Annotated in this window: 25 protein-coding genes; 10 read left to right on the top strand and 15 right to left on the bottom strand. The window is 72.2% G+C overall.

The annotated features are described in order from the left end of the window. Positions 1-10: 10 nt before the first annotated feature. Positions 11-1,060 (bottom strand): S-adenosylmethionine:tRNA ribosyltransferase-isomerase, encoded by a 1,050-nt coding sequence (locus tag HOO61_RS06105; protein ID WP_172257717.1) that lies wholly within the window; start codon positions 1,058-1,060, stop codon positions 11-13. Further along, entirely contained in the window at positions 1,057-1,758 is a 702-nt protein-coding gene (locus HOO61_RS06100; protein WP_172257716.1) for an SDR family oxidoreductase, read from the bottom strand. Before HOO61_RS06100 ends, HOO61_RS06105 begins: the two co-directional genes overlap by 4 nt. 49 nt (positions 1,759-1,807) lie before the next feature. Between HOO61_RS06100 and soxR the strand changes: the two genes are divergently transcribed. Further along, on the top strand, positions 1,808-2,302 hold the full coding sequence (gene soxR / locus HOO61_RS06095; RefSeq protein WP_172257715.1) for a redox-sensitive transcriptional activator SoxR: 495 nt from the start codon (positions 1,808-1,810) through the stop codon (positions 2,300-2,302). Here soxR and HOO61_RS06090 read toward each other — a convergent pair. Then, on the bottom strand, positions 2,277-2,741 hold the full coding sequence (locus HOO61_RS06090; protein ID WP_172257714.1) for an SRPBCC family protein: 465 nt from the start codon (positions 2,739-2,741) through the stop codon (positions 2,277-2,279). The two genes, soxR and HOO61_RS06090, sit on opposite strands and share 26 nt — an antisense overlap. Before the next feature lie 68 nt (positions 2,742-2,809). On the opposite strand from HOO61_RS06090, the gene HOO61_RS06085 reads away from it, so the two are divergent. After that, positions 2,810-3,229: a GNAT family N-acetyltransferase gene (locus tag HOO61_RS06085; RefSeq protein ID WP_216658558.1), complete on the top strand. Its 420-nt coding sequence runs from the start codon at positions 2,810-2,812 to the stop codon at positions 3,227-3,229. A 376-nt stretch (positions 3,230-3,605) separates the two neighbouring features. Here HOO61_RS06085 and HOO61_RS06080 read toward each other — a convergent pair whose 3' ends face one another. The 6 genes from HOO61_RS06080 to HOO61_RS06055 form a co-directional block, all read right to left on the bottom strand. Next, a complete protein-coding gene (locus HOO61_RS06080; RefSeq protein ID WP_172257713.1) occupies positions 3,606-4,013 on the bottom strand; it encodes a VOC family protein in 408 nt (135 codons plus the stop codon). Then, on the bottom strand, positions 4,010-4,537 hold the full coding sequence (locus tag HOO61_RS06075; RefSeq protein ID WP_172257712.1) for a hypothetical protein: 528 nt from the start codon (positions 4,535-4,537) through the stop codon (positions 4,010-4,012). The genes HOO61_RS06080 and HOO61_RS06075 overlap by 4 nt, the downstream gene beginning before the upstream one ends. Before the next feature lie 50 nt (positions 4,538-4,587). Beyond that, positions 4,588-5,976, bottom strand: coding sequence for an FAD-dependent oxidoreductase (locus HOO61_RS06070; protein WP_172257711.1), 1,389 nt, complete (start codon positions 5,974-5,976; stop codon positions 4,588-4,590). Continuing rightward, positions 5,973-8,045, bottom strand: a complete 2,073-nt coding sequence (locus tag HOO61_RS06065; protein WP_367650043.1) for a molybdopterin oxidoreductase family protein — start codon at positions 8,043-8,045, stop codon at positions 5,973-5,975. The genes HOO61_RS06070 and HOO61_RS06065 overlap by 4 nt, the downstream gene beginning before the upstream one ends. 16 nt (positions 8,046-8,061) lie before the next feature. Next, a complete protein-coding gene (locus HOO61_RS06060; protein WP_172257710.1) occupies positions 8,062-9,534 on the bottom strand; it encodes an MFS transporter in 1,473 nt (490 codons plus the stop codon). 158 nt (positions 9,535-9,692) lie between these two features. Beyond that, a complete protein-coding gene (locus HOO61_RS06055; RefSeq protein WP_172257709.1) occupies positions 9,693-9,896 on the bottom strand; it encodes a cold-shock protein in 204 nt (67 codons plus the stop codon). Positions 9,897-10,268: 372 nt separating this feature from the next. On the opposite strand from HOO61_RS06055, the gene HOO61_RS06050 reads away from it, so the two are divergent. From HOO61_RS06050 to acs, 4 genes are all read left to right on the top strand, one after another. Continuing rightward, positions 10,269-11,192, top strand: a complete 924-nt coding sequence (locus tag HOO61_RS06050) for an MEDS domain-containing protein (RefSeq protein ID WP_172257708.1) — start codon at positions 10,269-10,271, stop codon at positions 11,190-11,192. A 163-nt stretch (positions 11,193-11,355) separates the two neighbouring features. Beyond that, a complete protein-coding gene (locus tag HOO61_RS06045) occupies positions 11,356-11,697 on the top strand; it encodes a DUF485 domain-containing protein (protein WP_172257707.1) in 342 nt (113 codons plus the stop codon). After that, on the top strand, positions 11,697-13,304 hold the full coding sequence (locus tag HOO61_RS06040; protein WP_172257706.1) for a cation acetate symporter: 1,608 nt from the start codon (positions 11,697-11,699) through the stop codon (positions 13,302-13,304). Before HOO61_RS06045 ends, HOO61_RS06040 begins: the two co-directional genes overlap by 1 nt. 143 nt (positions 13,305-13,447) lie before the next feature. Continuing rightward, positions 13,448-15,403 carry an acetate--CoA ligase gene (gene acs / locus HOO61_RS06035; protein ID WP_172257705.1) on the top strand — a complete coding sequence of 652 codons (1,956 nt, stop codon included), beginning with the start codon at positions 13,448-13,450 and terminating at the stop codon, positions 15,401-15,403. Positions 15,404-15,468: 65 nt separating this feature from the next. Here acs and nhaA read toward each other — a convergent pair whose 3' ends face one another. After that, a complete protein-coding gene (gene nhaA, locus HOO61_RS06030; RefSeq protein ID WP_172257704.1) occupies positions 15,469-16,839 on the bottom strand; it encodes a Na+/H+ antiporter NhaA in 1,371 nt (456 codons plus the stop codon). A gap of 163 nt (positions 16,840-17,002) precedes the next feature. Here nhaA and HOO61_RS06025 point away from each other — a divergent pair, with 163 nt between their 5' ends. Then, positions 17,003-17,419 carry a phage holin family protein gene (locus HOO61_RS06025; RefSeq protein WP_253941974.1) on the top strand — a complete coding sequence of 139 codons (417 nt, stop codon included), beginning with the start codon at positions 17,003-17,005 and terminating at the stop codon, positions 17,417-17,419. Between the two features lie 28 nt (positions 17,420-17,447). Here HOO61_RS06025 and HOO61_RS06020 read toward each other — a convergent pair whose 3' ends face one another. Genes HOO61_RS06020 through nth form a run of 4 tightly spaced genes read right to left on the bottom strand, consistent with a single transcriptional unit; the run spans position 17,448 to position 20,732 of the window. Next, positions 17,448-18,623 carry a MarP family serine protease gene (locus HOO61_RS06020; protein WP_172257703.1) on the bottom strand — a complete coding sequence of 392 codons (1,176 nt, stop codon included), beginning with the start codon at positions 18,621-18,623 and terminating at the stop codon, positions 17,448-17,450. A gap of 5 nt (positions 18,624-18,628) precedes the next feature. Continuing rightward, positions 18,629-19,381 carry a CoA pyrophosphatase gene (locus HOO61_RS06015; RefSeq protein WP_367650042.1) on the bottom strand — a complete coding sequence of 251 codons (753 nt, stop codon included), beginning with the start codon at positions 19,379-19,381 and terminating at the stop codon, positions 18,629-18,631. After that, a complete protein-coding gene (locus HOO61_RS06010) occupies positions 19,378-20,001 on the bottom strand; it encodes a TlpA disulfide reductase family protein (protein ID WP_172257702.1) in 624 nt (207 codons plus the stop codon). Before HOO61_RS06010 ends, HOO61_RS06015 begins: the two co-directional genes overlap by 4 nt. Beyond that, positions 19,998-20,732 carry an endonuclease III gene (nth, locus tag HOO61_RS06005; protein ID WP_367650077.1) on the bottom strand — a complete coding sequence of 245 codons (735 nt, stop codon included), beginning with the start codon at positions 20,730-20,732 and terminating at the stop codon, positions 19,998-20,000. Before nth ends, HOO61_RS06010 begins: the two co-directional genes overlap by 4 nt. A gap of 181 nt (positions 20,733-20,913) precedes the next feature. On the opposite strand from nth, the gene HOO61_RS06000 reads away from it, so the two are divergent. The 3 genes from HOO61_RS06000 to HOO61_RS05990 all read left to right on the top strand — a co-directional run bounded on the left by HOO61_RS06000 (position 20,914) and on the right by HOO61_RS05990 (position 23,383). Next, on the top strand, positions 20,914-21,591 hold the full coding sequence (locus tag HOO61_RS06000; RefSeq protein ID WP_299931229.1) for a Crp/Fnr family transcriptional regulator: 678 nt from the start codon (positions 20,914-20,916) through the stop codon (positions 21,589-21,591). A gap of 68 nt (positions 21,592-21,659) precedes the next feature. Further along, positions 21,660-22,151 (top strand): SigE family RNA polymerase sigma factor, encoded by a 492-nt coding sequence (locus tag HOO61_RS05995; protein ID WP_172257701.1) that lies wholly within the window; start codon positions 21,660-21,662, stop codon positions 22,149-22,151. Continuing rightward, positions 22,148-23,383, top strand: coding sequence for a hypothetical protein (locus HOO61_RS05990; protein ID WP_172257700.1), 1,236 nt, complete (start codon positions 22,148-22,150; stop codon positions 23,381-23,383). The genes HOO61_RS05995 and HOO61_RS05990 overlap by 4 nt, the downstream gene beginning before the upstream one ends. A 338-nt stretch (positions 23,384-23,721) precedes the next feature. On the opposite strand, the gene HOO61_RS05985 is transcribed toward HOO61_RS05990, so the two are convergent. Then, positions 23,722-24,273, bottom strand: a complete 552-nt coding sequence (locus tag HOO61_RS05985; protein ID WP_172257699.1) for a maleylpyruvate isomerase family mycothiol-dependent enzyme — start codon at positions 24,271-24,273, stop codon at positions 23,722-23,724. Positions 24,274-24,292 lie beyond the last annotated feature (19 nt).

The following is a 24,292-nucleotide window of genomic DNA, read 5'->3' as shown; positions in this document are numbered from 1 at the left end:
CGCCGTATCCTCACCGCCCCAGGAGCAGCGCGGAGTCCCCGAACTCGTGCCAGAGGTAGCCCTCCGCGACCGCGGCGTCGTACGCCGCCTGGGTGAGGCGGGCGCCCGCGACCGCCTCGACCAGCAGCAGGTGCGAGGCCATCGGGTCGTGCCACCCCGTGACGAGCCCGTCGACGACCCGGGGCGGGGCTGCGGGCGTGACGACGCGGTCGGTCCATCCGCGGCCCGCGACGACGGACGACCCACGCACGGTGGACTCGACCGCACGGGTCGCCGTCGTGCCGACGGCCACGACGCGCCCGCCGTCGGCGCGCGCCTGGTTGATGGTCCGCGCGCTGGTCGGTGTCACCTCGAACCACTCCGGTCCCGGGGCTTCCCCGGCCTCCTGCGACGACACACCGGTGTGCAGCGTGACCGGCGCGAGCTGCACGCCCGCGGTGACCAGCCGGGTGACCAGCTCGTGCGTGAACGGCCGCCCGGCCGACGCCATCTCGGCGCTGCCGGGCCTCGTCCCGAAGACGGTCTGGTAGTCGGCGAGCGGGTAGCGCCGGTCGAGGTAGCCGTAGGCGATCGGGCGGCCGTTCCAGTCGAGCTGGCGGTCCAGGTCGCCGCGCGCCGACGCGCGCCAGAGCCGGTTGCCGCTGCCCGTCGGTGAGGACGCCTGGCCGGGCCACGGCTCGCGGAGCACCAGGCGCACGTCACCGACGCGCACCACGTCTCCGGCGCGCGCGTCGAGCAGGGAGCGGGACGCGTCGGGCGCGGTCCGCAGCTCGACGACGCGGTCGCCGTCGTCGAGGCGGTGCGCCACGTGCAGGACGACGGGGCTGCCGTCGAGGTCCGCGTCGACCTCGGCGGCGACCGTCGCCGACGTGTTGACGACCAGCACGTCGCCCGCGCGCAGGTGCTCGGGCAGGTCCCGGAACCGGCCGTGGGACAACCCGTCGGGCGTCGCGACGAGCAGGCGCACCTCGTCGCGGGCGAGGCCCCGGGCCTCGGCCGGGCGGGGCGCGAAGGAGGAGGCCTCGAAGTGGGTGTGCGGGGTCTCGTGCAGGAGCGTCATCCGAAGTCCTCCGCGCGGTAGCGCCCGGACCCAGGCCGGGCGTCCAGCAACGCCAGCAGGCGCGGTACGACCGTCGTCGGCGGCGGGCGGTCGGAGATGTCCTCACCGGGGAACGCGTCCTGGTGCATGGCCGTGCGCATGTCGCCGGGATCGACGGCGTACGCCCGCAGGCCGGTCTCGGCGGCGTACGTCAGCGTGACGTGGTCGAGCGCCGCCTTGCTGGCGCCGTAGAGGCCCCACGTCTCGTAGTGGTGGACAGCTGCGTCCGAGCTGATCGAGAGGAGCACTCCGTCCGCCTCGCGGAGCCACGGCAGCAGGGCCGAGGTGAGGACCAGGGGGCCGCCGATGTTGGTCCGCCAGACCTGCGTCAGGTCGGGGATGTCGACCTCGGAGAGCGGACGCATCGGCAGCGGGCCGAGCGTGCTGGCGTTGTGGACCAGGAGGTCCAGCCGGCCGTGCCGCTCCACCTCCGACCGCAGCCTGTCGCGGTGGTCGGCGTCGGTGAGGTCGCCGACCACCACCGTCACGCCCTCCGGCAGCTCGGCCTCCTTGAACTTCTCCTCGCTGCGTCCGTCGGTGATCACCTGCCACCCCTGGCGCGCGAGCTCGCTGACCAGCGCAAGGCCGAGCCCGGCCGATCCTCCGGTGACCAGGGCCACCCGTCCCGTCGTCCTGGTGGTGCTTGTCGTGTCATTCATGGCACCATGGTTCAAGTTGAAGTGAACTTGAGTTCAAGAGGTGACACCGATGGAAGCTCGCGACCTGCTGCCGATGGGCGAGATCTCGCGGCGCAGCGGCTTCGCCGCGTCGGCGATCCGCTACTACGAGGCCGAGGGACTCATCGAGGCGAACCGCTCCGGCGGCGGGCAGCGACGGTTCGAGCGCAGCGTGCTGCGGCGGCTGGCCTTCATCCGGGCGGCGTCCAACGTCGGGCTGAGCATCGAGGAGATCCGCGACGAGCTCGCCCGCCTGCCCGGCAACCGCACCCCCACCAAGGCCGACTGGCAGCGCATCTCCCGGCACTGGGGCCGCCGGCTCGACGAGCAGATCGCGGCACTCCAGCGGCTCAAGGGCGGCCTCGACGGCTGCATCGGCTGTGGGTGCCTGAGCCTGCGCTCGTGCGCCTTCTCCAACCCCGACGACGTCCACGGCGAGGGCGGGTCCGGTGCGCGACTGCTCCCCGACTCGCTCCGACGCCCGCACCCGACGCGGCGGGCTACGGGGACTGCTCGAACGACCTGACGAGGGCGTCCATCGTGGCGGTCCGCTCGCGCCGCGCGAAGACGCGCAGCAGCGGCGTGCCCAGGGCGCGGACGCCGTTGGCCCGCAGCCGCGCGTGGTGGCGTACGAGCGTCTCCCGTTCCCCCACGGCCTCGAGGGCGTAGCACGGCCACCCCTCCATCCGGGTCCTGCCCGACGAGCTGCGGTCCCACCAGTGGTAGACGATCCGGTGCGGCGCGTCGAGCTCCGCGACCTCGCCGGGCATGGCCCCCATCCGGGTGCGGTCCTCGTAGGTCGTACCGACCTCCACCGGGCCGGGCGACGTCTGCCGCGACTGCCGCAGGATGCTGCCCCGACCGGGCACCCACGCGTTGTGGCCCTCGATGTCGGCGAGCCGGGCGAAGACCTCGTCGATCGGTGCCGCGACCGTGCGCTCGACCTCGACCTCGACCTCGCCCATGTCGCCATGGTCGACCCGTGCGGGCCTCCGCTCAAGGCCGGTCCAGCCCGATCGAGGAAGATGCGGGGGTGACCGACTACGTGCTCCGCTCCGACCTCGCCGACATGGACCTCGACCTCGTCCACCGGTGGCTCAGCACCGACGCGTACTGGGCGCTCGGTCGCAGCCGCGAGGCCGTCGGGACGGCTGCACAGCACTCGCTCAACGTCGGCGCGTTCACCGGCGACGGGCGGCAGGTGGCGTACGCCCGCGTCGTCACCGACCACGCCAACTTCGCCTGGCTCTGCGACGTGTACGTCGACCGCGACCACCGCGGGCGGGGTTTGGGCAAGCGACTGGTCGGGTCCGTGGTCGAGCGCCTCGACGAGCTGGGCGTCCGGCGCACGCTGCTGTCCACCCAGGACGCGCACGGGGTCTATGCGGGCAACGGGTTCGAGCCCCTGCCCGACCCGACCACGTGGATGATCAGGACACCCCCGGGGTCCTGACCTGCGGGAGGCAGGTAGCTCGCGCTGGTCGCGCTACTTCTTGAACGCCAGCCGCTGGACCGCGCGGGCGGCCTTGGATGTGTCGCTGCCGTGCACCTCCTGCAGGTGGCGGCGGCAGATCGCAACTCCGTGCAGCTCCGTCGTTGCGGGAGCCACCGTCGAGGCAGAGTTCAGCAGCTGACATATCCCGCAGCTCGGGACCCAGGAACCGGACACAGGTGCCTCCTCGTTGGCGACGGGTGCAGCCAGTGTCATCTCGGTGTGCCCTCAGTACCACCCCCTGACGTAGGCAGTTCGGGCCCGTCACGGCCAGGCTGAGCGTGGACCTCCGGCCCCGACGTGCGAACTGCCTACGTTGCGCGACGCGGCAGCGGCGTCAGGACTCCTGGCCGGGGGTGAACAGCGTCAGCTGCATGCCGTCGGGGGCGGCGACCCGGGCGTTGCGGTCGCCCCACGGGGTGTCGACGGCGGGCGCGACCGCCGTGGCACCGGCGGCGACGAGCGACGCGGCGGCGCCGTCGGCGTCCGGCACCCGGAGGGCGAGGCGGACCGTGCCCGACACCCGCTCCCCCACCTCGAGGTCGTCGACCATCGCGGCCTGCGCCTCGTCGAAGAGCTCGAGCGTGGCGCGACCGGCGTCGAGCAGGAGCACGCGCCCCTGCTCGCTGCTCCAGTCGGCCACCTCGGGCAGCCCGAGCGCGTCGCGGTAGAGGCGTACGGCTGCGTCGAAGTCGGCGACGGTCAGGGTGATCCGGAGCTCGCTCACGTCGATCGGGGAGGTCATGGTCTCGATCGTCGGGGCTCAGGTGCACCTGAGGTCAAGACCCGGGGGCTGTCGATGTGGAACCAGCCGATGACGGTGACGCCGTCCCGCGCGTAGAGCGGGATGTCACGGCCGTCCGGATCGAGGTTCGCCATGTACTCGGCGGCTTCCTCGGGGTTGCGCGGCTGGTCCCCCTCCCGGTCGGCGGCGCGGATGAAGCCGCACCGGCCGTTGGTGCCGTAGGCGGCGACCAGGTCGGGGCCGGGGTCGTCCTCGTCGACGTTCGCGCCGGAGCCGTAGGTCATGCCGCGGTCGTTCTCCGGGTAGGGCGGCGCCATCGCCATCAGCGGGCAGTCCTCGAAGACGACCTCCTCGGGCCCGTCCGCCCCGTCCGCCCCGTCCGACGCGTCCTCCTCGTGCGCCCTCGGGTCGACGGCGACCGTCGCCGGTGGCGCGTCCGACGCCGCGACGACCTGGTGCAGCTGGACGCCACCCAGGAAGCCGACGACGACCGTCGCGGCCCCCAGTGCCACGCGCACGAGCATCCGTCCTCCTCCGGTACGTCGATGGGACGAGGCGCACGGCGCAGAAGTTGTCAGCCGACCGCGACCGGCGTCGCGCTGCCCTCCACCAGGCGGCGTACGACAGCCGCGCACCCGCCGCAGCCCGTGGTCGCCCGGGTCCGGTCGGCGCACTCCCCCACGGACCGGCAGGCCCGGACCTCGCCCGCGGTGACGCCGGCGCACGCGCAGACCTCCGCGTCGTCCGGCAGCGGTGCGGGGGCGTCCGCGACCTCGGGGAGCAGCAGCTGGCCGGGCTCGTCGCGGCCGAGCAGGGTGCCGCGGTCGTAGAGCTGGGTGATCAGGCCGACGCGCGACAGGTCGCCCACGAGGGCCGCGGCGACGATGCGCCCGCCGTGGACGACGAGGCGGCGGTGCGACCCGGCGATCGGGTTCGTCACCTCGACCACCTCCCCCTCCGCGTGCTCGGGGTCGCCGAGCACCGCGACCTCGAGACCCGTGGCCCGCAGGCGCGCGACGCTGCGGCTGCCGTCGTACGACGCCTCCTCCCCGCGCAGCACCCGGGCAAGCACCTCGGCCTGCTCCCAAGCGGGTGGGACGAAGCCGGTGGTGCGACGACGGTGCTCGGCACAGTCGCCGAGGGCGTGCACCCGGTCGTCGGTGACGCTGGTGAGCGTGTGGTCGACCACGACCCCGCGGCGGACCATCAGCCCGGCCCGACGGGCGAGCGCGATCGACGGGCGGCCGCCGGCCGTGAGGACGACCAGGTCGCTGGGCAGGACGTGGCCGTTGTCGAGCTGCAACCCGTCGTCGGTGATCCGGACGGCGCGAGCGCCGGTGTAGACCTCCGTGCCGAGCCGGCGGAGGTCGCGGGCGAGGACGCGTCCGGCGCCGGGACCGACCTGGCTGGCGAGCAGGTGGTCGGCGCCCTCGACGACCTCGGTCAGCAGTCCGCGGACCGACAGCGCGCGGGCGACCTGCAGGCCGAGGAGACCGCCGCCGACGACGACCGCACGTGCGCCGGGGGCGAGGGCATCGTCCAGCCGCCGGCAGTCGGCGAGGGACCGGAAGGCGTGGACCTTCGGGTGCAGCGTGCCGTCGCGGCGCACCAGCCCGCGGATCGGCGGGAGGGTGGGGATCGAGCCGCAGGCCAGGACGAGCCGGTCGTAGGCGACCCGTTCCCCGTCGACCAGCACGGCCTCGCGGGTCTCCCGGTCGATCTCCAGCACCCGCGCGCCCAGCCACAGCTCGATGCCGTGGCCGGCGAACCACTCCTCCGAGCGCAGCGTCAGCGCACCGGCCGCGTGGGTGCCCTCGAGCACCGCGGACAGCAGGATCCGGTTGTAGGGCGCGTGCGGCTCGTCGGCGAGGACCGTGACGGCAAGGCGCTCGTCGCCGGCGAGGTGCTCGGCGAGGCGGACCGCGGCCATCCCGCCCCCCACGACGACGACCCGCTCCTTCATGCGGATGACCTCGGTTTCGACACGCTCGCTGGCGCTCGCTGCTCAACCAGCGGCGGCGAGACCGACGCCGCGCACACCTTGAACTCCGGCATCCGCGACGCCGGGTCGAGGGCGTCGTTGGTGAGCCGGTTGGCGCCGACCCAGTGGAACGGCACGAAGACCGTGTCGGGGCGGATCGTCGGCACCACCTTCGCGGGGGCGGTCATCTCACCGCGGCGGGTCGCCACGCGGACGGCGTCGCCGGGCCCGACCCCGATGCGCCCGGCGAGCAGCGGATGCAGCTCGACGAACGGGCCGTCGTCGGGCAGCGAGCGGGTCCGCCGGGTCTGGGCACCTGACTGGTACTGCGCCAGCACCCGCCCGGTCGTGAGGTGCACCGGGTAGTCCGCGCACGGCTGCTCGGCCGCGCCGCGGTGCTCGACGGCGTACATCCGGGCCCGGCCGTCGGGGTGCGCGAAGGACTCGGCGAAGAGCCGCTCACCACCCCAGAAGACGCCGTGCTCGTCCCGGATCCGGTCGTAGGTGATCGCCGAGTAGTCGGCCGGTCCGCCCGCCGACGCGCGGCCGAGCTCGGCGAAGACCTCCTCCGGGTCGGTCGGGAACGACGCCGTCGACCCGAGCCGCTCCGCCAGACCGGCCAGCACGTCGAGGTCCGAGCGCACCCCCGACGGCGCCGTGATCGCGCGCTGGCGAAGGACCACCCGGCCCTCGAGGTTGGTCATCGTCCCGGTCTCCTCGGCCCACTGCGTCACCGGCAGCACGACGTCGGCGAGGGCCGCGGTCTCCGACATCACGAGGTCGCACACCACCAGCAGGTCCAGCGCCTCGAGTCGCGACGTCACGTGCGTGGCCCGCGGTGCGCTGACTACGATGTTGGACCCGAGGACCAGCAGCGCCGACGGGCCGTCGGGGGTGCCGAGCGCGTCGAGGAGCTCGTACGCCGACCTGCCGGGGCCGGGCAGCTCGTCGGGATCGATCCCCCACACGCCGGCGACGTGCGCACGGGCGGCGGGGTCGTCGATGCGCCGGTAGCCGGGCAGCTGGTCGGCCTTCTGCCCGTGCTCACGTCCGCCCTGGCCGTTGCCCTGCCCGGTCAGGCAGCCGTAGCCCGCGCCCCGCCTGCCCACCATGCCGAGCGCGAGCGCGACGTTGATCCAGGCCAGCACGGTGTCGGAGCCCGTCGAGTGCTGCTCGGCGCCACGTGCGGTGAGCACCATGACCTTGCGCCCGGTCAGCATCGCGGCCAGCGCCCGCAGCTCGTGCGCCTCGATGCCGGTCACCCGCTCGACCCGCTCCGGCCACCAGGAGGCGACCGAGTCCCGCACGTCCTCCCAGCCGGTGGTGCGCTCGGTGACGTACGTCGTGTCGACCGCGCCGGCGGCGACGAGGAGGTGCAGCAGCCCCAGCGCGAGGGCGAGGTCGGTGCCCGGCACCGGCTGGAGGTGCAGGTCGGCGCGGTCCGCGGTCGGCGTACGACGCGGGTCGACGACGACGACCTTCCCGCCGCGCTCGCGCAGCCGGTCGAGGTGACGGGCGGCCGGGGGCATCGTCTCGGCGAGGTTGGAGCCGACGAGCACCAGCACGTCGGTCTCCTCGACGTCGGCCAGCGGGAAGGGCAGCCCGCGGTCGAGGCCGAAGGCGCGGATGCCGGCCGAGGCGGCCGAGCTCATGCACCAGCGGCCGTTGTAGTCGATCTGGGAGGTGCCGAGTGCGACCCGGGCGAACTTGCCGAGGGCGTAGGCCTTCTCGTTGGTGAGCCCGCCGCCGCCGAACACGGCCACCCGGTCGGGCCCCCCGGCCGCCTGGGCGGCGCGGATGCCGTCGGCGACCCGGTCGAGCGCGTCGTCCCACGAGACGGCCGACCACTCGCCGGTCTCCCGGTCGCGCACCAGTGGCGAGGTGAGCCGCTCGCGTCCGCCGTACAGGCCGGCCGCAGCCCACCCCTTGCGGCACAGCGCGCCCTGGTTGACGGGGAACTCCTCCCAGGTCGACACCTCGGGCGTACGACGCCCGGCCAGCTTCATCCCGCACTGCAGCGAGCAGTAGGGGCAGTGGGTCGCGGTCGACACGATCGACAGTCTCCGCTCAGATCTCGGCGGTGGCGAGGCCGTGGGCCCGCACCGGGCGACGCAGGTAGAGCGCCCAGGTCAACGCCGCGCAGCCGACGTAGTAGGCGGTGAAGACGGTGAAGGCCGCCCGCGTCGCCGACAGCGGGTCGCCCACCCAGGGCGCGGCGAAGGCGAGCGGCACCAGGAACCCGCCCACCGCACCGACCGCACCGATCACGCCGAGCGCGGACGACGACTGCCGGGTGGCCGAGGCCAGTGCGGCGGCGCGCTCAGGCGTGCCCGGCACGGTCTCGCGCTCAGCCGACGCCTTCCAGAGCGCCGGGATCATCTTGTAGACCGAGCCGTTGCCGATGCCGGTGGCGGCGAAGATGCAGAGGAAGAAGCCGAGGAAGAGCGGGAACCAGGCGGCGTTGGCAGTCGCCACCGCCGGGTCGGCGCCCGGGTTGGGCGTGAGCTGGTTGACCGTCCACAGCACGCCGAGGGTGAAGACGACCATCGCGACGAACGACGCGAGGGTGACCCGCGCGCCGCCCCAACGGTCGGCCATCCACCCACCGAACGGGCGCGTCAGCGAACCGACGCCGGCACCGAGGAAGGCGTAGAACGCGAAGTAGATCCCGGTGCCGAGCGGCGCCGGCTCCGGCACCCAGAAGTTGAGCCTGATCAGCAGCGGCATCGCCGCCGAGTAGCCGATGAACGAGCCGAACGTGCCGATGTAGAGCAGCGACAGCAGCCAGGTCTGGCGCTGCCTCACGACCTGCAGCTGCTCCCGCGGCGAGGACGTCACGGTGGCCAGGTTGTCCATCCAGAGCCACGCGGCGGCCGTCGCCAGCAGGGCCAGCCCGGCATAGGCGTACGCCGCCCGCTCGAGGTGGATGCCGCTGCCGGACGCCTGCACGAGGCCGAAGATGCCGGCGCCGCCGACCATCACGGGGAGCAGCAGCTGGATGAGCGAGACGCCGAGGTTGCCGCCCGCGGCGTTGAGCCCGAGCGCAGCGCCCTTCTTGTCGGAGGGGTAGAAGAAGTTGATGTTGGCCATCGACGAGGCGAAGTTGCCGCCGCCCACGCCGGCGGTCGCCGCGATCAGGCAGAAGACCCAGTAGGGCGTCGTCGGGTCCTGCACGGCGTACGCGAAGAGCAGGGTCGGCACGAGCAGCATCGCGCCGCTGACGATCGTCCAGTTGCGACCGCCGAACTTCGGCACGGCGAACGTGTAGGGCAGCCGCAGCAGCGAGCCGACCAGGTTGGGCAGGGCGACGAGGAGGAACAGCTGCTGGGGCGTGAAGGCGAAGCCCTGCGCCAGCAGGAAGGCCGACGAGACGCTCCAGATCAGCCAGACCGAGAAGCCGACGTGCTCGGCGAAGATCGACCAGACGAGGTTGCGCCGGGCGACCGCGCGGCCGCCGCCCTCCCAGAAGTCGGGGTCCTCGGGGCGCCAGTCCTCGATCCAGCGACGCGTGCGGCGGGTGCCAGTGACGGGGGTGCTCATGCCGAGGAGACTCCGCCCCCGTTGTGACACCGGGCCTGCCGATCCGGTGCCGGAGTCGTCAACTTCTCCTCACGACCTCACGACACGCACGACCTCACCGGGGGGAGATGCAGAGGAGCCCCGACCGCCAGGCGGTCGGGGCTCCTCGAGGCGCTACGTCAGACGGCGCGGACGTTCTCGGCCTGCGGGCCCTTGGGGCCGGCAGTCACGTCGAACTCGACCTTCTGGTTCTCGTCGAGCGACTTGTAGCCGTTCGTCTGGATCGCGGAGAAGTGGACGAACACGTCCTCGCCGCCGCCGTCCTGCGCGATGAAGCCGAAGCCCTTGTCAGCGTTGAACCACTTGACGGTTCCCTGAGCCATGATCTGATCCTTTGTTCTGTGCCGGCGACGACCTGCCGCCGAGGTGCTGAAGACATCCATCCGTGCTGATGTCCAGCGAACCGAAGACCAGGAGAAACAAGACACGAGCCGCGCCACGTGCGCGGCCAGGACGCACGCGGTGCGACCCTTCAACGCCTCCAGCGTACGGCACGACGGGCCCGAAGCCGTCTTCGACGACGGCGGGAGCCGAGACCGCATGGCTCGACCTACGCGTGCACCCGCCACCTGTTGGGCCGATCAGCGCTGAGGCTTGACGCTTCCTCCCTTCCCCCACGAGTCCGAAGGGGGCAGAATCCTGGGGACGGCGTGGGACCGGGGGCTCGGCCCGGTGTGGGGAAGAGGGTCTGCTCGATGACCGACCGAGAGCACGAGGTCGCGGTCTACGACGACGACGCGGCGCTCGTCCGGCGCGTGGCCGACTTCGTCGCACACTCGCTGGACGGCGGTGTCCCGGTCGTCACCGTGAGCCGCCCCGCGCACCGCCGGGGCGTGGACGAGCTCCTGGCCGCTCGCGGCGTCGACGGCGCCGCGGCACGACGCGACGGCCTCCTGACCACGCTCGACGCCGCGGCGACCATGTCCTGCTTCATGGTGGACGGGCGACCCGATCCCCAGCTGTTCGCGGCCGTCGTCGACACCTTGGTGCCGGAGGGCGCCCACACCGTCAGCGCGTTCGGGGAGATGGTCGCCATGCTGTGGGAGCGGGGCGAGGTGGTGGCGGCCCTCGAGCTCGAGTCGCTGTGGAACGCCGTTCTCGCCCAGCATCCCGTCCGGCTCCTCTGCGCCTACCCGGGCGACGTCCTCGCCGACGCCGACCTCGCTGACGTGGCCCGGATGTGCAGCCTCCACGACCACGTCAGCCTCGCCGGGGCGCACCCCGGCTCCGGTGCGACGGCCCCGGACGACGACGTCGCCAGGTCCGGCGTGCACCTGCCCGTGGCTGCGGCCGTGGGGTGCGTGCGCGGTTTCGTGCGCGGGGCGCTCACCGAGTGGGGCCTCGACCACCTCGTCGGCGACGCCGTCCTCATCACCTCCGAGCTCGCCACCAACGCGGTCACCCACGGCAGCTCGCCATTCCGGACCTCGCTCGTGCGCGGCGACGGGGTCGTGCGCGTGTCGGTGGAGGACGTGTCGAGCACCTGGCCGCAGCTGCACCACGCGCTGCCGGGCGACCAGGACGGCCGGGGCATGGCGATCGTCGCGACCCTGTCACGTCGGACGGGGTGCGACTCCACCGCCGGCGGCAAGGTCACCTGGGCCGAGCTCAGCGCCTGACCTGACGCCGGCCCCGACCGCTCGTCGTACGACACCGACCGCTGGGCGACCGACGGCGCCCATCGACCGACGCGGCGCCGCGCACCCCTCCCGAACCGCGCGTGAGCGGTGTCACGGTGACGGCGGTCACACCCGGTGGCCCCACGCTCGGAAGGACCGATCCGTGACAGACCAAGAGCAGGCCGCGCGCCACGATCCCATCTACGACCGCTTGCATGCGACCCCCGAGTTCGTCGAGCTGCGACGCCGCTACCGCGGCTTCGTCTTCCCGGCGACCGTCGCCTTCCTGTCCTGGTACCTGCTGTACGTCGTCCTCTCCAACTGGGCCGGCGACTTCATGGCGACGAAGGTCGTCGGCAACATCAACGTGGCCCTCATCTTCGGCCTCCTCCAGTTCGTGACGACGTTCGGTCTGGCCTGGATGTACGCCCGCTTCTCCTCCTCCAAGCTCGACCCGCTGGCCCGCCAGCTCGACGCCGAATACCGCAAGGGAGACGACGCCTGATGGACACCCAGGTCCTCACCACCAGCCTGTTCCTGCTCGTCGTCGCCCTGACGGTCGCCATCACCTTCTGGGCGAGCCGCCAGACCAAGACCGCCGCCGACTTCTACTCCGGCGGCCGCTCCTTCTCCGGCTTCCAGAACGGTCTCGCCATCGGCGGCGACTACATGTCCGCGGCGTCGTTCCTCGGCATCTCCGGAGCCATCGCGCTCTACGGCTACGACGGCTTCCTCTACTCGATCGGCTTCCTCGTGGCGTGGCTCGTCGCGCTGCTGCTGGTCGCCGAGATGCTGCGCAACGCCGGCCGCTACACGATGGCCGACCAGCTCGCCTTCCGGATGTCGCAGCGCCCGGTGCGCACGGCCGCGTCGATCTCCACCGTGGTCGTCTCGATCTTCTACCTGCTCGCGCAGATGGTCGGCGCCGGCTCGCTCGTCGCCCTGCTGCTCGGCGTGGACAGCGAGGCACTGAAGAACCTCACCATCGTCGGCGTCGGCGCCCTGATGATCTTCTACGTCGTCGTCGGCGGCATGAAGGGCACGACCTACGTGCAGATCGTGAAGGCCGTGCTGCTGATGGTCGGCTCGGCGCTGATCGTGGTGCTCGTGCTCGCCGAGTTCAACTTCAACCTCTCCGACCTCCTCGGGGCGGCCGCGGACAACTCGGGCAAGGGCGAGGAGTTCCTCGCACCCGGGCTCCAGTACGGCGCGAGCCTGACGTCGAAGATCGACTTCTTGTCGCTCGGACTGGCCCTGGTGCTCGGCACCGCCGGCCTCCCGCACATCCTGATCCGCTTCTACACCGTGCCGACCGCGCAGGACGCGCGGAAGTCGGTGCTGTGGGCCATCGGGCTCATCGGTGCCTTCTACCTGATGACGCTGGTCCTCGGCTTCGGCGCCGCGGCGCTGCTCGACCGTGACCAGGTCGACCCGGCGGTGGGCGGCAACCAGAACCTCGCGTCCCCCCTCCTCGCCGAGGCCGTCGGTGGCGGCGAGGGATCCACGGGCGGCGCCGTCCTGCTCGCGCTCATCGCGGCGGTCGCCTTCGCGACCATCCTCGCGGTGGTCGCCGGCCTCACCCTGGCCAGCTCCTCCTCGGTGGCGCACGACCTCTACAAGGGCGTCATCAAGAAGGACCAGCCGATCTCGGAGCACGACGAGGTCCGGGTCGCCCGCATCGCCGCGTTCGTCATCGGTGCGGTCGCCATCGCCCTGTCCATCCCGGCGCAGCGGCTCAACATCGCCTTCCTCGTGGCGCTGGCCTTCGCCGTCGCCGCGTCGGCCAACCTGCCGGCGATCATCTACAACATGTTCTGGCGGCGCTTCAACACCCGCGGCGCCACCTGGAGCATCTACGGAGGCCTCATCGCAGCCGTAGGCCTGGTGTTCTTCTCGCCGGTGATGTCGAGCCTCCCCACGTCGCTGTTCCCCGACTCCGACTGGGCGATCTTCCCGCTCAACAACCCCGGCATCATCTCGATCCCGATCGGGTTCCTGCTCGGCTACATCGGCACGATCACGTCGAAGGACCCCGCTGCCGAGGACCGCTTCACCGAGCTCGAGGTCCGCGCCCTGACCGGGGCCGGCGCCGAGCAGGCCGTCAAGCACTGAACCATCAGCACCGGTGACCCCCTCGCCGAGCCGGAGTAGGTTCGGCGAGGGGGTCGTCTCCCTTCATCTCCACCCCTGACCAGCCCCTGACCCGCACCCGCCGCACCTGACCCGCACCCGCCCGCCCGCCCGAGGAGAGAGCCTTGTCCGAGCAGACCCTGTCGAACCTGATGTCCGAGGACCGACGCTTCGAGCCGCCGGCCGACCTCGCGGCGAACGCCAACGTCACGGAGGAGGCGTACGCCCGTGCCGACGCCGACCGCGAGGCGTTCTGGGCCGAGGCCGCCGAGCGGCTGGACTGGGGCCAGAAGTGGGACCAGGTCCTCGACTGGACCGACCCGCCGTTCGCCAAGTGGTTCGTCGGCGGCACCATCAACGCCTCCGTCAACTGCGTGGACCGCCACGTCGCGGCCGGCAACGGCGACAAGGTGGCGCTGCACTGGGTCGGCGAGCCCGCCGACGACACCCGCGACATCACCTACGCCCAGCTCAAGGACGAGGTCTCCCGGGCCGCCAACGCGCTCACCGAGCTGGGGGTGAGGAAGGGCGACCGGGTCGCGATCTACATGCCGATGATCCCCGAGGTCGTCGTCGCCATGCTCGCCTGCGCCCGCCTCGGGGCCCCGCACACCGTCGTCTTCGGCGGGTTCTCCGCCGACGCCCTCGCCTCCCGCATCACCGACTGCGAGGCCCACGTCGTCATCACCTCCGACGGGGGCTACCGCCGCGGGGCCGCCAGTGCGCTCAAGCCGGCCGTCGACGAGGCCGTGGAGAAGACCGGCGACCTGGTGCGCAACGTGCTCGTCGTACGCCGCACGGGACAGGACGTCGACTGGCACGAGGGTCGCGACGTGTGGTGGCACGACGTCGTCGACGGCGCGTCGGCCGAGCACGAGCCCGAGATGCACGACTCCGAGCACCCGCTCTACGTCATGTACACCTCCGGCACCACCGGCAAGCCCAAGGGCATCCTGCACACCACCGGCGGCTACCTCACCGGGACGTCGTACACCCACTGGTCGGTCTTCGACCTCAAGCCCGAGACCGACGTCTACTGGTGCACCGCCGACGTCGGCTGGGTGACCGGGCACTCCTACATGGTCTACGGACCGCTCGCCAACGGCGCGACGCAGGTGATGTACGAGGGCACGCCCGAGAAGGGCCGCTGGTGGCAGATCGTCCAGGACTACAAGGTCACGATCTTCTACACCGCACCCACCGCGATCCGCACGTTCATGAAGCAGGGCCGCGAGATCCCGGACAGCTACGACATGTCGTCGCTGCGGCTCCTCGGGTCGGTCGGCGAGCCGATCAACCCGGAGGCCTACGTCTGGTACCGCGAGGTCATCGGCGGCGACCGCTGCCCGATCGTCGACACCTGGTGGCAGACCGAGACCGGCCAGATCATGATCAGCCCGCTGCCCGGGGTCACCGCCGGCAAGCCCGGCTCGGCCATGAAGGCGCTGCCCGGCATCGCCGCCGACGTGGTCGACGACGACGCGAAGTCGGTCGGCAACGGCAACGGCGGCTACCTCGTGCTGAAGGAGCCGTGGCCCGCGATGCTGCGCACGCTCTGGGGCGACGACGAGCGCTTCAAGGACACCTACTGGTCGCGCTGGAAGGGTCTCTACTTCGCCGGCGACGGCGCGAAGCTCGACGATGACGGCGACATCTGGCTGCTCGGCCGCGTCGACGATGTCATGAACGTGTCGGGCCACCGCCTCTCGACCACCGAGATCGAGTCCGCGCTCGTGTCGCACCCCAAGGTCGCCGAGGCGGCCGTCGTCGGTGCCGCCGACGAGACCACCGGCCAGGCCGTGTGCGCCTTCGTCATCCTGCGCGACTCCGCCGGCGACGGCGGCGAGGACATCGTCGAGGAGCTGCGCAAGCACGTCGCCAAGGAGATCGGCGCCATCGCCAAGCCGCGCCAGATCATGGTCGTGCCCGAGCTGCCCAAGACGCGCTCCGGCAAGATCATGCGCCGCCTGCTCAAGGACGTCGCCGAGCACCGCGAGGTCGGCGACGTGACCACCCTCGCCGACTCGACGGTCATGGACCTGATCAAGACCAAGGAGGGCTCGGCCCCGGCGGAGGACTGACCTCGCTCGCGCCCTGCGTCATACGAACCCGTACCGATCGGTGCGGGTTCGTATGGCGTCCGGGCCTAGCCGTCTGCGTCGCTGCTCGCCGTACGCCGATGGCGGGTCGAGGCGAGCAGCAGGACGACACCGAGCACCGCGGCGATCAGCGAGGCCATCAGGATCGCGATCTTCGCCTCCTCGGTCAGCAGGTCGGCGCCGGGGAACGACAGCCCGGCGATGAAGATCGACACGGTGAAGCCGATGCCGGCGACGGCGCCGAGGCCCGCCACCATCGGCCACGACGTGTCCTCGGGCAGCTTCGCGATCCCGAGGCGTACGGCGACGAACGAGGTCGCGACGATGCCGACGGGCTTGCCGAGCACCAGGCCCAGCACGATCCCCAGGCCGACCGGCTCGGTGAAGACCTCGCCGATCGCGCCGAGCTCGACCCCGGCGTTGGCGAGCGCGAAGACCGGGAGCACGACGTACGCCGACAACGGGTGCAGCGTGCTGATGAGCCGCTCGACGACCGACACCGACTCCTTGAGCAGGAAGCGCAGCCGGGCGAGCTCGTCGGGGTTGAGGTGGTGGTCGCGCAGCGCCCGGCTGGCATAGTCGCGGGCCACCTCCTCCTTCAGCAGCGGCTTGGCCGGGGCGAGGAGACCGATCGCGACCCCCGCGAGCGTCGCGTGCACGCCCGACTCGAGCAGGGCGAACCACACGCCGACGCCGAGGATCGCGTACACGACGATCGCCCACACGCGCAGCAGCCGCGCGGCGACCATGGCCGCGAGCAGCCCGAGCGCGATCGCCAGCCACGTCAGGGACAGGTCGCTGGTGTAGAAGACGGCGATCACCAGGATCGCACCGATGTCGTCGACGATGGCGAGCGTCAGCAGGAACAGCCGCGCCGCAGACGGGATCCGGCGCCCGAGCACGCCCAGCACTCCGACGGCGAAGGCGATGTCGGTGGCCATCGGGATGCCCCAGCCGGCACTGCCCTCGCTGCCGGGCGGGTTGAGCGCGAGGTAGATGCCGGCCGGCACCACCATCCCGCCGACCGCCGCGACGATCGGCAGGGCTGCCGTCCGCGGGTCGCGGAGGTCGCCGTTGACCAGCTCGTACTTGATCTCGAGCCCCACGACGAAGAAGAAGATGACCATCAGCGCGTCGTTGACCCAGTGCTGGAGCGACTCGTCGAGGTGCAGCGGGCCGACGTCGATCGTGAGGTGCGCGTGCCAGAGCGCGTCGTACGACGACGCCCACGCGCTGTTGGCCCAGATCAGGGCGGCGGCCGCGGCGATCAGCAGGAGGATCGAGCCGGCTGCCTCGACGCGGAGGAACTCGCGCACGGGACGCGCCACGAGGCGGGCCAGCGGCTTGTCGCTGGCGCTGTAGACGGGGCCGGCCCTCCACAGGTCGTCGAGGCGGGAGCGGTCAGGTGGCGTGGCCATGGAGAAGGGTGGTCCTTCCGGGGGTGGTCGAAGCGTGATCACCGCGGAGAGACTCTCCACGGGCCGACCAGACTTCCCGGCTCACCTGAGACCTCAGTGTAGACAGGCCCGTTGGTAGGGTCGCTGCACCCAGCCCCCGGCGTACACCGAAGGACAGCTCCGCATGGCACACCAGATGTCCAACGAACCGGTCAAGGACACTGATCCGACGCTCGGCAAGCTCGTCATGGACGCGCAGCGCGACATCTCCTCGCTCATCTCCAAGGAGATCCAGCTCGCGAAGAGCGAGATCAAGGTCAGCGTCAAGCACGGCGGCGTCGGCATCGGCCTCTTCGCTGGAGCGGCCTTCCTCGGCCTGCTGGCGATCATCATGCTGTCGGTGGCGTTCGCCTACTTCCTCCACTGGAACGGCGACGGCCTCGACCTCCACTGGGCCTTCACCGTGGTCTTCGTCGTCTACGTCCTCGTCGCCGCGCTGCTGGCCTACATCGGTCTGCGACAGGTCAAGAAGGTCAAGGCGCCCGAGCGTGCCATCGAGCAGGGCAGGCAGATCCCCCAGGCGCTCAAGGGCCGCCCCTGACCTCACGCGCCACCAGCGCGTACGACGCTCAGCGCACGCAGGTGCCGGTGTCGACCGGGGACGCCGCGGTGACACCGGCGGCCGCCGACTCGGCCACCTGCTCCGCGGTCAGGGCGTAGCCGGTGTCGGGGTCGCTGACGGAGGCGGCGAACACCATGCCCGCCACGTCGCCGGCCGACGTCACGATCGGGCCGCCCGAGTTGCCCGGCCGGATGAGGGCCCGCAGCGAGAAGACCTGACGGATGACGGTGCCATCGCCGTAGATGTCGGGCGAGCGGAGCCGCTGCTCGGAGCGGACGCGGCCGGACTCCACGTCGTAGGGGCCGTCCTCGGGATAGCCGAGGACGGCGACCGGGTCGCGCGGCTCGACCTCGGTGTCGAAGGCCAGCGGGAAGGACCCGGTGTCGGGCAGCGACAGCACGGCGATGTCGAGCGCGGGGTCGTAGAGAACGACCGACGCGGTCACCGAGGAGCCGCCGACCTCGACCTCGGGCCGGGTCACCCCGGCGACGACGTGGGCGTTGGTCATCAGCCGGCCGGGGGCGTAGAAGAAGCCCGTGCCCTCGACGCCGCCGCCGCAGCCGTTGGTGCCGCGGACCTTGACCACGCTGGCCTCGGCCGCGACCACGTCGGGGTCGGTCAGCATCCTGGGGTCGCCGGGACGGACCGCCACGATCCGCTCGGGTGCGAACGGCTCGAGGTAGCGCGGGAAGAACGTCGTGCCGACCACGTTGTTGAACGCCTGCAGGACCTTGTCGGAGTCGGTCGGCAGCGTCTGGTCGACCTTGGCCAGGATCGCCGAGTCACGCACCAGCGGCGTGAAGGCGCCGATGCGCGTGCCGGAGACGGCCACACCGAGCGCCCAGGCCACGAGCAGGACGGCCACTGCGCTGAGCGCCGATCCGCCGATGGCGTCAACGGCCCGGATCGGCTGCCAGGTGATGCGGTCGCGCAGCCGCGCACCGACGTACTGGAGGAGCGCCTGGCCGAGCGAGGCCGAGATGATCACGATGAAGAGCGCACCCAGCGACACCCACAGCGACGGGGCGGCGTCGCCCAGCGCGAGCGGCGCGGCCCAGATGCCGGCGAGGCCGCCGAGCAGCAGGCCGGCGGTCGCGCTGGCGCCGGTGATGAACCCCTGCCAGTAGCCCGAGAGGGCATAGATCCCCACGAGTGCGACGAGGCACCAGTCGAGGACGTTCATGGCTGCTACTCCTCGAGCCTGGTGTTCTGGGGCGTGTTGTCGGGTGTGTTGGGGGCGAGGTCGGTGCCCTGGGGGACACCCTGCAGCATGTGGTCGGGCAGGTCACGCACCCGCGCCCGGTCCCAGTCCTCGGCCCACCCGAGGTAGCTGAAGAGCCGGGCGATGATGCCGGCGGTGAAGCCCCACAGGATCACGTCGCGTCCGGCACCGATGAGGAACCCCGGCCCGAGCCATCCGCTCGGGTGGCGCACCATGATGCGGTTGTCGGGATCGAGCAGGTCGGCGATCGCCACGTGGTGGATCTCGTGGACCTCCTCGGGGCTCTCGATGCGCACCTCGCCGCGGTCGCGCCAGTAGCCGAGGATCGGCGTCACCGCGAAGTTGCTCGGCGGCAGCCACAGCTCGGGCAGCTCGCCGAAGACCTCCACCTCCGCCGGCACCAGCCCGATCTCCTCGTACGCCTCGCGCAGCGCCGCCTGCTCGGGGGTCTCGCCCTCGTCGAGCGAGCCGCCGGGGAAGGACACCTGGCCGGGGTGGGAGCGCATGTAGTGGTTGCGCTCGGTCAGCAGGAGCTCACCACGGTGGGCGAGGTCGTCGGGGGCGGCCGGGTCGGCCTCACGGTCGGCGAAGACCATCAGCACCGCACCGCGGCGGGGGTCGCTGCCCTCCGGCGGCATGAAGCGGGTCAGCTCGTGGACGGTGATGGTGGAGGCAGCCTCCACGACCGGCGCCAGCCAGCCCGGCAGAGCACTGTTCACAACGTGATCCCGAGGTGCTCGGCGACCTTGGACCGGATCTCCGCCACGGAGTCCACGCCGCCGGAGTCCTGCGCGACCACGACACCGTCCTCGTCGACGAACACGAACGCCGGCAGCCCGCGGCGGGCGACCGCGAAGGCGTCCTCGACCATCAGCTCGCCACCCGGGTCGGCGATGGAGGGATAGGTCGCCCCGGTCTCCTCGGCCAGCGCGAGGGCGCCGTCGGGGTGGACGTCGTTGAAGTCGATGCCCAGCACGGGCACCCGGTCGCCGTACTGCTGGTGGAACTCCTCCAGCGCTGGCATCTCCTGGCGGCACGGCTCGCACTGCGCCTGCCAGAGGTTGATCACGACAGGCCCGCGCAGCGAGGACAGGTCGACGTCGGGTCCGCCACCCAGGCACGGCAGCGTCAGCTCGGGGAGGCCTCCCTCGACCGGATCGCCGGTGCCGGGCTCGCAGTCCTCCATCCCGATGCGCGCCTTGACCTCGCGCAGCGCCGGGGTGTCGACGTCGACGTCGGGAGGGCGTACGTCGATGCTGCTGCCGCTCATCGACGACCAGGCCAGGGCGCCCACGGCGACGCACGCGGCGAGCGCCAGCGCCAGGAACAGCTTCCTCATGCAGGTCCCTGGGTGGTGACCAGCTTCTCCGCCTCGACCGGGTCGGTCGGGCCGGCGCCGAACGACGGGCACAGCCGGGCGACCGGGCAGGCGCCGCACGCGGGCTTCTTGGCGTGGCAGCGGCGGCGACCGTGCCAGATGAGGTGGTGCGACAGCATGGTCCAGTCGCGCTTGGGGAAGAGGGCGCCGACGGCGTGCTCGACCTTGACGGGGTCGGTCTCCTCGGTCCAGCCGAGGCGCCGCGCGAGCCGGCCGAAGTGGGTGTCGACGGTGATGCCGGGCAGGCCGAACGCGTTGCCCAGCACGACGTTGGCGGTCTTGCGCCCGACGCCCGGCAGCGTCACCAGGTCGTCGAGGCGGGAGGGCACCTCGCCGCCGAAGTGCTCGACGAGGGCCTGGCTCAGCTTGAGCACGGAGTCGGTCTTCTGCCGGAAGAATCCGAGCGGGCCGAGCAGCTGCTCGAGGTGCTCGCGCGGGGCGGCCGCCATCGCCTCGGGCGTCGGGTAGGCCGCGAATAGCGCAGGGCTGGCGGCGTTGACCCGGCGGTCGGTCGTCTGCGCGGAGACCACGGTGACGACCAGGCACTCGAACGCGTTGGTGAAGTCGAGCTCGGCGCGGGCGTCGGGATAGGTCTCGGCGAGGATCCGGTCGACCTTGCGCGCCCGTCGCACCAACGACGTGTCGGGCTTGGGGAGCGCGGCCGGGACGGCCTTGGTGGCCTTCGGGGTCACCTTGCGGGCGGGGGCGGGCACGCGCCCCAGCGTACGGTCCGGCTCCGACACCACCTAAGCCGAAGCCGCCGCGAACGGCGCCTCGCCCGCGCCGAGTCGCGGTTGTGAGCCGGACCACGGCTAGGATCGTCCCGGATCCCGAGCAGCACCCGTCGGGACGCACCCCACTGGGAGGATTGACGTGGACAACGACGTGCTCCGGCAGGCACCGCTGTTCAGCTCGCTCGACGACGAGGCGGCAACGGCGCTGGGCGGTTCGATGGCCGAGACCAAGCTGCGTCGTGGCGACGTCCTCTTCCACGAGGGCGACTCCGGCGACAAGCTCTACATCGTCACCGAGGGCAAGGTGAAGCTCGGCCGCTCCTCCTCCGACGGCCGCGAGAACCTCCTCGCCATCATGGGCCCGGGCCAGATGTTCGGCGAGCTCTCCCTCTTCGACCCGGGCCCGCGCTCCGCGACGGTCACCGCCGTCACCGACGCCTCCTTCGGCTCGCTCTCCCACGACGACCTGCTGCGCTGGCTCGACGGCCGCCCTCAGGTCGCGCGCGGCCTGCTCTCGCAGCTCGCCTCGCGGCTGCGCAAGTCCAACGACGTGGTCGCCGACCTCGTCTTCTCCGACGTGCCCGGCCGTGTCGCCAAGGCGCTCCTCGACCTCGCCGACCGCTTCGGCCGCACCGCCGACGACGGCGTGCACGTCCACCACGACCTCACCCAGGAGGAGCTCGCCCAGCTGGTCGGTGCCTCCCGCGAGACGGTCAACAAGGCGCTCGCCGACTTCGCCTCACGTGGCTGGTTGCGCCTCGAGCCCCGCTCCGTGGTGATCATGGACCTCGAGCGCCTCTCCCGCCGCGCCCGCTGAAACTTCTTCGTCCGCACTGACCCCCGTGGCGACGCATCCGTGCGTCGTACCTCGTGAAGGGGGTCACCGTGACTGATCGATCGGCGTTCGACGGGTTCGTGCACGCACGCGGACCCGCGCTCGCGCGCACCGCCTACCTGCTCACCGGCGACCACCACCTCGCCGAGGACCTGGTGCAGGCCGCGCTCGTGCAGGCGGCGAAGCACTGGGAGCGCATCGAGACCTCGCCCGAGGCCTACGTGCGGCGCACGATGTACCACCAGAACATCTCCTGGTGGCGCCGGCGCAAGCTGGTCGAGACCCCGCTGGAGTCGTACGACGCCCCGGTGGCCGCGGCCGACCCGACGCTGCGGCTGACCCTCGAGCAGGCCCTGCGCCGGCTCACCGCGCGCCAGCGGACCGTGCTGGTGCTGCGCTACTTCGAGGACCTCACCGAGGTCCAGACTGCCGCCGAGCTGGGCATCTCCAGCGGTGCGGTCAAGTCCATGTCGCGCCAGGCCCTCCACCGGCTGCGCGTCCTGGCCCCCGAGCTCGCCGACCTGGTGGGAGCAGACGCATGAGCACAGACCTGCGCGAGGAGCTCGACGCCCTCGCCCGCACCCAGTCCTTCTCCCCCGACCCCTCCGCCTGGGACCGCGGGCGCCGGGCCCGGCGTCGTTCCCGGGTCGCTGCCGGTGCGGCCGCCGTCGCCGTCGTCGCGGTGGTGGCCGGCGCGGGCGCCCTGGCCGTGCGTCCCTCCGCCGTCGGGCCGGCGGGCGACGTCGTACGCGAGGGCGCGATCCCGAGCCGGATCACCGAGCCGGACGGCCCGGTGGTCACGGACCTCGCGATCGGCCAGGCCTCGGTGGCCTATGTCGCTCCCGACGGCTCGCCCGTGCTCGTGGACGCGACCACCGGTGAGGCGCACCCGGTCGAGCTCCCCGACTTCCCCACTCCGGAGGTGGTCGACGTCGGAGCCGACTTGCGCCGGGGGCCGTGGCTCGCGCTGTCCCCGGACGGCCGGCGGCTGGCCTACCCGACCACCTCGGGGTACGTGCGGGAGCCGGGAGAGCTGCTCACCGTCCAGACCGCCTGGTACCGCGTCGTCGACCTGGCGACCGGCGAGAGCGACCTGGTGGACCTGCCTCCCGAGGGCGGCACGCCGCTCGCGATGTCCTGGACCACGGACGGGGAGATCGCGGTCGACGTCTTCGGCAGGCCGACGAGCCGGCCCACCAAGAACAATCCTCCGCCGACGATCAGCTGGACCATCGACCCGGTCACCGGTGACAGCAGCTCGGCGCCGCTCACCGGCGTCACCGCCCCCGGCCTCGGCATCAGCGCGCCCTTCCCGACCGACGACACCGCCGTCCGCGCGGTGCCCTTCGAGACCGCGACCGGCACCGACCCCGACCGGGCCCTGCCCGATGACCTCTATCCCGACGGTGCCGTCGTCACCCCGGTCGGCTGGGCCGACAACAGCCTGCTGGTGGCTGAGGTCGACGCCCCCTCCGGCAGCTTCGTCGAGGGTCCACACCTGGCGCTGATGACCTCGCCCGACCGGCCCGAGTCCGAGTGGACCTACCGGATCCTGGTGCGCGACGTGCCCGACTCGCTCGGCGTCAGCCTCGCCGTCGACCTGGTGCCCGACCTCGACGGCACCTCGTCGCAGGAGCTCACCCACGACTTCGACGCAGCCGACGAGCCCCCCGCGCCGCTCGGAATCGAGCTCTCGCTGTTCATCGGGCTCGGGGTGGCGGCCGCGATCGCCGTCCTCCTCGCCCTCCGGTGGCTCTGGCGTCGCCTGTCGTAGACGCACGGACAGAAGTCGGCCCCTGCCACCCTGTGCCCGCGAGCCAGCGGTGCGGCAGCGGGGGTTGTGTCCGCGCGGCTACGGATGCGGGCCGTCGTACGGACCCAACCCAAGGCGCCGCCCCGGCCACGCGAGAGCCAGGCCCGGCCGGACGCCCTTCGGTCCGTACGACGACTCGCGCGAGGCCGCGGCCGGCCCGCCGCGGGGTAGTCCAGTGGAAAGTGGTCGGAGATCGGCCTCCCCCACGACCAATCCGCACTGGACTACCCCACCCACAAGCCATTGCTCACTGGACTACCGGCGGGTGCGGGCGCGGCCGACCCAGGACGTACGCCGGGTCAGGCGCGGGGGTCGCGTCCGGCGAAGGCGACCAGCCGGTCGTAGGGCGGGGCGTCGTCGGGCACGTCGACCGGTGCGCCGAAGGCCTCGCCGCGGTTGTCGCCGGTCAGCCCCTGCTGCATGAACGCCAGGCCGCGCTCGGCGACCTCGTCGTCCAGCGGCATCGGCCGACCGAGGGCGCGCACGAGGTCCCAGGTGTGCACCCCGATCTCGGCGCTCTGCCAGTCGGCCTGGGCGACCTGGTCGTCGGGCTGGCCGTGCCAGTGGTGGAGGAGGTCGTCGGCGTGCAGGCGGAAGTGCGTCGCCAGGCGGTCCGGCTCGACACCGGCGCCGGCGCTCCAGTCGACCTCCTCGCCGCGGCTCAGCTGCAGGAAGTGCTCGGGAGCGGCGGCCAGGTGGTCGGCGAGCTCGCGCACCGTCCAGCCGTGGCACGGCGTCGGCTTGTCGAGGTCGCCGGGATGCACGACGGCGAGGACGTCACCGGCCTGGTCCAGGGCACGGGACAGGACGACGACAGGCTGGTGGGGGCTGGTCATCTGGGTGGTGTCCATGCCTCCACCTCACTCCTCG

This window comes from Nocardioides sp. zg-1230 (genome assembly GCF_013155335.1).
Classification (GTDB): Bacteria; Actinomycetota; Actinomycetes; order Propionibacteriales; family Nocardioidaceae; genus Nocardioides.
The sequence above is the reverse complement of the archived record's forward strand: the minus strand, read 5'-3'. Positions and strand labels throughout refer to the sequence as shown.